Origin of the sequence: Cronobacter sp. HA18006 (assembly GCF_011605445.1) — a bacterium.
Classification (GTDB): Bacteria; Pseudomonadota; Gammaproteobacteria; order Enterobacterales; family Enterobacteriaceae; genus Cronobacter; species Cronobacter sakazakii.
The window spans coordinates 1-5,511 of the sequence record NZ_JAANQB010000009.1; the positions used below are offsets into that span (position 1 = coordinate 1).

At 56.9% G+C, this 5,511-nt stretch carries 6 protein-coding genes and 2 pseudogenes; 3 read left to right on the forward strand and 5 right to left on the reverse strand.

Annotated features, from left to right (window positions below; translation table 11 throughout):
- Positions 1-140: 140 nt before the first annotated feature.
- A complete protein-coding gene (locus G9X48_RS01730) occupies positions 141-1,067 on the reverse strand; it encodes a LysR family transcriptional regulator (protein ID WP_001554380.1) in 927 nt (308 codons plus the stop codon).
- A gap of 129 nt (positions 1,068-1,196) precedes the next feature.
- Between G9X48_RS01730 and G9X48_RS01735 the strand changes: the two genes are divergently transcribed.
- Positions 1,197-1,985, forward strand: a complete 789-nt coding sequence (locus G9X48_RS01735) for an alpha/beta hydrolase (RefSeq protein ID WP_001554379.1) — start codon at positions 1,197-1,199, stop codon at positions 1,983-1,985.
- 191 nt (positions 1,986-2,176) lie between these two features.
- Positions 2,177-2,356, forward strand: a pseudogene (locus tag G9X48_RS21630) (hypothetical protein); the annotation flags it as partial.
- A gap of 297 nt (positions 2,357-2,653) precedes the next feature.
- Here the strand turns inward: G9X48_RS21630 and map are convergent.
- The 3 genes from map to G9X48_RS01750 form a co-directional block, all read right to left on the reverse strand.
- Entirely contained in the window at positions 2,654-3,421 is a 768-nt protein-coding gene (gene map / locus G9X48_RS01740; protein ID WP_001554377.1) for a type I methionyl aminopeptidase, read from the reverse strand.
- Positions 3,418-3,630, reverse strand: a complete 213-nt coding sequence (locus G9X48_RS01745) for a ParD-like family protein (protein WP_001554376.1) — start codon at positions 3,628-3,630, stop codon at positions 3,418-3,420. The genes map and G9X48_RS01745 overlap by 4 nt, the downstream gene beginning before the upstream one ends.
- Positions 3,631-3,872: 242 nt before the next feature.
- Positions 3,873-4,265: a nuclear transport factor 2 family protein gene (locus G9X48_RS01750; protein WP_001554375.1), complete on the reverse strand. Its 393-nt coding sequence runs from the start codon at positions 4,263-4,265 to the stop codon at positions 3,873-3,875.
- A gap of 114 nt (positions 4,266-4,379) precedes the next feature.
- Between G9X48_RS01750 and G9X48_RS01755 the strand changes: the two genes are divergently transcribed.
- Positions 4,380-5,297, forward strand: coding sequence for a LysR family transcriptional regulator (locus G9X48_RS01755; protein ID WP_001554373.1), 918 nt, complete (start codon positions 4,380-4,382; stop codon positions 5,295-5,297).
- Between the two features lie 139 nt (positions 5,298-5,436).
- Here G9X48_RS01755 and G9X48_RS01760 read toward each other — a convergent pair.
- A pseudogene (locus G9X48_RS01760) lies at positions 5,437-5,511 on the reverse strand (IS6 family transposase); the annotation flags it as partial.

A 5,511-nucleotide genomic window follows, 5' to 3' on the forward strand; every position in this document is an offset into this window, starting at 1 on the left:
AGTACCAGCGTACGGCCCACAGAATGATGTCACGCTGAAAATGCCGGCCTTTGAATGGGTTCATGTGCAGCTCCATCAGCAAAAGGGGATGATAAGTTTATCACCACCGACTATTTGCAACAGTGCCCTCAGGGGCAACCTCAAGCCGTAGTGCTCCTATGCATGAGATCCCACGGCTGCGTGTCGTCGAAGCTCATGCTCAGATGCTCGATGAAACGGCGAACTTTCAACGACACATGGCGCTTGCTCGGATAGATGGCATGAATCGCCAAATCCTTTGTTTTGTGGTCAGGCAGCAGGACACGAAGCGCACCGCTGGCGATGGACTGCTCGAACACAAAGCTAGGGCCGTAGACCACCCCCGCCCCTGTCAGCGCTGCCGCGAGCAGCATCTGCATGTTGTTTGCAGCGAGCCGGATCTCACCATCAATGTGATATGTCTGGCCGTTAGCATCCGTAACGCTCCAGTCTCCGGCTGAAACCGCCTGGGAGAAAGCAAGCCGAGGTGCCTGGCGGAGCTGTTCGATGGTTTTCGGCTCGCCATGTCGTGCCAAAAAGGATGGGGCTGCACAGAACATCATGCGACACGAGGCGAGCCGCCGAGCAACGAGGTCGGAGTCCTGCAGACGGCCGATGCGGATAGCAACGTCGATGCCATCTGCCAGTAGATCGACATAGCGATCGCTCAGCGTGGTCTCGATCGAGACATCGGGGTATTCAGCCAGATAATTCGATACAACACGACCAAGATGCAGTGCCCCAAAGGTTGTCGGCGCAGCCACGCGCAAAATTCCATGCACACTCTGTTGCGCGTCCTGGGCTTCGCGGTTCGCGTCCTCATATTCTTCCAGCAAGCGCTTGCATCGCGTGTAGTAGGACCTTCCTACATCCGTTAGCGTCAACTTGCGCGTGCTGCGTTGAAGCAACCGAACTTTCAGCTGTTCCTCGATCGCGGAAACGTGCTTGCCCGCCATCGACGGTGACAGGCCAAACCGTCGAGCGGCGCTTACCAAGCTGCCTTCTTCGACTGCGGAGACGAACACCGCCATGCTGAGCAATCTATCCATACCACCTCATTCGATATCCTGATTATCAGGTGGTGATAAATCTAGGCCTATTATCGTCCGAATGGAATGGGTCTAGCCTAGCACTGTAGCCAGCCGATCCCCGGTGGGCTTTAGCAAAAGGATGTTCCAATGAAGGTCGAATCGAACAGCATAGAGATCCATGTCGAGGAGCAAGGGCAAGGCGATCCGTCACTCGTTTTTCTGCATTACTGGGGCGGCTCCTCCCGCACTTGGAAGCACGTCTGCTCCAGGCTGGCGCCGAACTTCCATACGCTTGCTCTCGATCATCGCGGCTGGGGTCAATCCGACGCGCCTTCGATGGGCTACGGGCTGGCAGACCTTGCAGCCGATGCAGAGGGCGTGATTGCAGCGCTGCACCCGAAGCGCTACGTTCTGATCGGTCACTCGATGGGGGGCAAGGTCGCTCAGCTTATGGCTTCGCGGCGGCCTGCCGGACTGGCCGGGTTGGTTCTCGTCGCTCCTTCACCGCCATCGCCAATGATCTTGCCGAAAGAGGCACGCGAAATGATGGCAGGAGCCTACGCAAACCGTGAAACAGTGGAGGCGACTATCGATAACGTGCTGACGGCCCTCCCGCTGTCAGCGGAGGATCGCGAACAAGTGATCGCGGACAGCTTGCGTGGCGCGCCAGCGGCTAAGCTAGCTTGGCCCAGAGCGACCAGCTTGGAAGACATCACTGGGCAGGTAGGTGCCATAGACGTACCTACGCTTGTTATTGCGGGTGAGCTGGATCGCGTGGATTCGCCCGAGGTACTGAGGAAAGAATTACTTCCTCGCATATCGCAAGCCGTCATGACCGTAGTACCAGGTACAGGGCATTTGTCCATGTTGGAAACACCGGATGCATTGACACCATTGATTGAGCATTTCTGCCGTTCGTTGCCTGAGAGGGGGTGAAGCGGACATTGCGGCTGGGCGCAATCGAAGCCCCTCACAACTAATACGCGGCGAAAAGCCCCCGGGGAGCGTTGCTGTTGAAGAAGTGTCGATAGTTCTGCGTTATATCGCTGGCAGCAGCCGTGCTGCGCGGGGGAAGCGTCTGCTCATGCGCCGTGAGTGCCGCTTCAATGCCACAGGCATTATCCCCTAACGCTGGCCCACTGTTGCTCCCCAAGCATCTGTGCTACATCGAGCATGACGGCGCTGGTCGCGATGGCGAACCGAGCCAAGCCTATGGGGCACAGACCGATAAAGTTGACCTCAAAGTCTTCAAGGAGCGGACGGCCGACAATCGGCACAATTTCTGCTTCAACTTCTCCCTGAAGGATAACACCAACCCGGACGGCCTGCCCACCTCGGGGCTATTCCAATTTCCTGGGTAATCTGCAGCGACTGGCCTCTGAACGGCGAGCCAGTTCAATGCCCATCCGCTTGAATTAGGGGCTGTATTTCTTTCGTTTCATGGACACTTCTTTTGCTCGATATGGGCTTGCTCGGAAGTGTCCGTGTTAACGGGGTGGAATCTCATGCACTGTTCTATGAGGAGAGCACGCCGGCAACGGCGTGTTCTTACCCGAAGTCAAAGTCAGATCCTGAGCGAAAGTCCGTATCGCTACCACACTGGATCAGTGCAACGCCTTTTCGCCCGGGCGCAGCGTCAAGACACGCACACCGTTCCCGGTGACAGCAACGGTATGCTCGAACTGAGCCGACAATTGCCCATCGCGCGTAACCACCGTCCAGCCGTCGTCCTCAGTTCGAATGGCACGTCGTCCTTGGTTCACCATCGGCTCTATGGTGAAAACCATGCCTTCGCGCAGTACTAGCCCCGTTCGCGGCTTGCCCCAGTGCAAAACCTGGGGGTCCTCGTGCATTTCACGACCGATACCGTGCCCACAGTATTCCCGGACGATCGAATAACCATTCCTGCGGGCATGCCGCTCGATGGCGTGGCCCACGTCACCGAGCGTGGCACCTGGGCGGACAGCCTGGATGCCTTTCCACATCGCTTCATAAGCCACTTGCACGAGCCGCCGTGCCGGCTGCGACACCTGGCCCACCAGATAGGTCTTGCTGGAATCGGCGATGTAGCCATTCTTCTCCAGCGTGATGTCGAAATTGACGATGTCCCCGTCCTGCAGGATGTCCTCGGCGGAAGGAACGCCGTGGCAGACCACATGGTTGCGGGAGGCGTTTAGCGCGTAGGCGTAACCGTATTGCCCTTTGCTGGCCGGGCGTGCGTTGAATTCATGGACGATGAGGTCATCGACCAGATCATTGACCTGCATCGTGGACATGCCAATCAGATTCAGCCGATCAAGATGGCTGAACACCTGTGCCAAAAGCTGGCCTGACTCCGCCATCAGCGCGATTTCTTCTGGCCGTTTGGTCATGACGCCCCCATCTTGATGGGTTGCGCCACAACGCCCGCGGCCCGCAGTTCACGAGCAACGATATCGTTGAAGCTTTGCGTTGGATTCATTTCACACAGCATGCCGATCCTGATCCAGAAGGCTGCCTGTGCGTTGATCGACCGGCACGATACTGCGCTGGCCTTGCGCAGTTGGTCATGCAGATCGTCGTCGATGTTCACGATGCCCATGTATCTAGTCGTATATGAGACATATACGAATCATATAGTCGTCTTGGCCGTAGCGCAAGTGAACTGCGCTGACGTGACCAAGTCGACGCCATGATGGTTTCCTAGGAGCCGGTAGCGCAGGCCTGACTCGGCGCGATAGCAATGGCGGGCCGAGTTCGCCGATCGGGCTATGACGGCATGGGCATCGGCAAGCTCGGCCAAGCTCCACTCTCGACCGAGGGCGTCGCCTTGACCTCGAACCTTCAGTCCCTGGCAAAAAAGGCATTCATGCCCGGCAGGTCGGACAGGTAGGTCTCGATAGCAGCGATCTTGCCATCGCGCAAGGTGCAGACCGTAGCCAGATGCTCGTCCAGTACGAGGTCATTCCGGCGTGCAGTGTTATGCAGCGAGAGCGCGACATTATCCCGGCTTACCAGAATGTGCTTGAGCTCGAAATTCAGGCCGAAGCTGGCAATTAGCTCAGCTCTGGCAACGACTGCTTCCGCACCGACCGCTGGACCAGAGATCTGATTGTCTCCGGGCAGAACCCAGGTGGCATCGTCGGTAAGAAGCTTACGGATCGCCTGCCAGTCGCGGCGGGTCAGTGCGGCATGAAACTGCTTGGCCAAAGCAAGCTTTGTTTCGTAGGTATGCATGACTATTCTCCTGTAGCAGTGTGTACAGCGAGATTAGACAGCGCCAGGAATGGATCTGTAAAATTGATATTTGATAGTAGCTAGCAATAGATTAAAGTTATGAAGAAGCACGACATGGGTCTACTGGTGTCGTTGGATGTTCTGCTTGAAGAGGCCAACGTCACTCGTGCAGCACGACGCTTAGCCATCAGCCAGCCTGCACTCTCAGCCCAACTGGCCCGCTTGCGGCAGGTGCTTGATGATCCTTTGCTGGTGCCGGCCGAGCGCGGCCGAGGTATGCGGTTGACGCCACGTGCAGCGCAGCTGAAATCACCCCTGCATGAGTTGCTGACACGGCTTGAGGATCTTGTCGAGGCGCCCTACGCTTTCGATCCCAGCACGGCCAAGCGCGATTTCACGATCGCCCTCAATGACAATGCCGCGATGACGATTGGACTGGATCTCATCGAGTGCATTCGGAAGCAGTCGTATGCAGGCATTAGATTGGCCATGCTCCAGATACCCCGGGATGAGGTCCTGGATCTTGCAGCTCGCGGCCGCATCGACCTGGTGATCGGCACCCGAGCCTTCATGCCCCCTGGTTTGCGCACCCATGATCTGGTCGACGACAGGTTTCAGGTGGCCCAACGCAAAGGGCATCCTCGCGGCACGGCTGCAATGACGCTGGAGCAATACTGCGCTTATGAGCATGTGCTGGTGTCTACCAATGGCAGTTATCACAGTGGGATCGATGATTTTCTTGCAGAGCTGGGGCATTATCGACACACCACGGTATCCGTGCAGTACTACACAGCGGTGCCACCGATACTTGAGCGCACGAACTGCCTGGCGACGTTGCCTGAGCGCTTCCTACACCGCTTTGATCACATGATCGACCGCTTCGACCTCCCATTCGCATTCGATCCGTTCCAGCTGCAGGTCGGTTGGCATCCGCGCTTTGACGAAGATTTAGGGCATCAGTGGCTGCGTGAACAGCTGATTGCGGTGAGGTCTGTTGGTTTCCACGCAGAACTGAGCCAGTTAGGCAGATAATTTCTATTGAGAACTGAGCCATGTGAACCTTCCCCCCAACGCGGTGAGCGACGGGGGCAGCGGAGTGATCCACATGGGACTTTTAAAGGCACTGTTGCAAAGTTAGCGATGAGGCAGCCTTTTGTCTTATTCAAAGGCCTTACATTTCAAAAACTCTGCTTACCAGGCGCATTTCGCCCAGGGGATCACCATAATAAAATGCTGAGGCCTGGCC